The following is a 2,236-nucleotide window of genomic DNA, read 5'->3' on the forward strand; positions in this document are numbered from 1 at the left end:
TCTAAAAAAACCAACTTCATCCTCTTTCCTCTATAAATTACTCTCTCTATCCTAACATAAGATCAACACGACCTAGAGCTCGCTAACTTCCCGTTCCGTCCCAGGGGATCCCTAGCACCTGCACCAAAAAGGCCCAGCGGTCGGCAGCTTCCTCAATCAGCTTGCTGGTGGGCTTGCCGGCCCCGTGCCCTGCCTTGGTGTCGATGCGGATGAGGATGGGCTGGGATCCCCCCTGGGCTGCCTGCAGGGCAGCGGCAAACTTGAAGCTGTGGGCGGGCACCACCCGGTCGTCGTGATCTGCGGTGGTGATCAGGGTGGCGGGATAGGCAGTGCCGGGCTTGAGGTTGTGCAGAGGGGAATAGGCGTAGAGGGCCTTGAATTCCTCCGGGTTCTCCGGGGATCCGTACTCGGAGATCCAGGCCCAGCCGATGGTGAACTTATGAAAGCGCAGCATGTCGAACACCCCCACTGCCGGCAAGGCCGCTGCAAACAGCTCCGGCCTCTGAACCAGGCAGGCCCCCACCAGCAGGCCGCCGTTGCTGCCGCCGGAGATGGCCAACTTGGCGGGGTTGGTGTAGCCATGGGCTATCAGCCACTCGGCAGCGGCAATAAAGTCGTCGAACACCTTTTGCTTGTTGAGCTTGGTGCCCGCCTGGTGCCACTCTTCTCCGTACTCGCCGCCGCCGCGCAAACTTGGCTGGGCATAGACACCGCCCATTTCCAGCCAGGCCACCAGACCCACTGAAAAGCTGGGGGTAAGAGAGATGCCAAAGCCGCCGTAGCCATAAAGCAGAGTGGGGTGATCCCCTGTCCGAGCCAGGCCGCGGCGGTGGACAAGAAACATGGGGATGCGGGTGCCATCTTTGCTGGTGTAGAACACCTGCTGCACCTCGTAGGCCTGGGGATCGAAATCCACCTGGGGCTGACGGAACAGGGTGCTGGTGCCGCTGGTGAAATCGTAGCGGTAGATGGTGGGAGGGGTGGTGAAGCTGGTGAAGGTGTAGAAGGTCTCGGTGTCGCGGCGCTTGCCGCCAAAACCGCCCGCCGATCCCAGCCCCGGCAAGGGAATCTCTCCCAGAAAGTGGCCATCCAAGGCAAACCTTTTGATCTGGGTGTGGGCGTCTTTGAGGTAGAAAGCCACAAACTGATTGTTGATCAAGCTAACCCCCTGCAGTGTCTCCTCCGCCTCAGGGATCACCTCCTGCACCTGGTCGGGCTGCTCCAAGTCAATCGCCACCAGTCGCCGCCGAGGAGCTTGGCAGTCCGTCAACAGCCAAAAGCGGGATCCGTCGTTGCCCACGAAGCTGTATTCGGCCTCAAACTCGCGGATGAGCTCTACTACAGGAGACTGGGGATCCCGCAGGTCTTTGTAGAAGATGAGGTTTTTGGGATCCGTGCCCCGCCAGACGGAGATGATGAGGTAATTCCCATCTTCAGTAACCCCGCCGGCAAAGCCCCACTCTTTTTGGTCGGGGCGGTGATAGACCAAGACATCTTCTGACTGGGGGGTGCCCAGGCGGTGGTAGTAGAGCTTCTGGAAGTAGTTGGCGCTTTCGTATTCGCTGCCGGGGGCCGGTTCGTCGTAGCGGCTGTAGAAAAATCCCTGCCCGTCCAGGGTCCAGCTTACTCCCGAGAACTTAATCCAGCGCAGGTGATCCGGCAAATCCTCGCCGGTCTCGATGTCCCGCACCTTCCACTCTTGCCAATCGGAGCCGGAGCGGGAGAGACCATAGGCCAGATACCGCCCATCACGGCTGATGGCAATGCCCGCTAGAGCCACCGTACCGTCTTCCGAGAAGGTGTTGGGATCCAGCAAAACCCGCGCCTGGCCCTCTAGACTTTCTTGGGTGTAGAGAACGCTCTGGTTTTGCAGGCCGTCGTTTTTGAAGTAGAAGTAGCGGCCCCCTTCTTTGAAGGGCTGGCTGTATTTTTCATAGTTCCAGAGCTGGGTCAGGCGTTCTCGGATCCGCTGCCGGGCTGGGATCTGCTGCAAGTAGTTAAAGGTAAGGTGGTTTTGCGCCTCAATCCAGGCCCGCGTCTGCTCCGAATCCAGATCCTCCAGCCAGCGGTAGGGATCCGGCACCGGCTGCCCGTGGTAGATGTCCACAACAGTGGGATCGGGATAGCTGGGCGGGTAGTTGAGCATGAGACCTAAGCGCTAGAGCATGACTCTAGTCAATAATAAGCTCAACTATACTGAAAATAATGTATAATATGTTCAGTACGGATTACTACC

General features: G+C 58.7%; 1 protein-coding gene. It reads right to left on the bottom strand.

Features of this window, described 5'->3' with window-relative positions; translation table 11 throughout:
- Window positions 1-82: 82 nt before the first annotated feature.
- Complete coding sequence (locus NW849_RS14195; RefSeq protein WP_414358479.1) at window positions 83-2,146, bottom strand: prolyl oligopeptidase family serine peptidase; 2,064 nt, start codon at window positions 2,144-2,146, stop codon at window positions 83-85.
- Window positions 2,147-2,236: the final 90 nt, after the last annotated feature.

It is taken from the genome of Synechococcus sp. R55.3, from assembly GCF_047461975.1.
Taxonomy (GTDB): Bacteria; Cyanobacteriota; Cyanobacteriia; order Thermostichales; family Thermostichaceae; genus Thermostichus.

What these genes read in the sequence shown, in the direction of transcription:
- NW849_RS14195 (WP_414358479.1), bottom strand. Translation starts at nt 2,146, where the DNA reads ATGCTCAACTACCCGCCCAGCTATCCCGATCCCACTGTTGTGGACATC.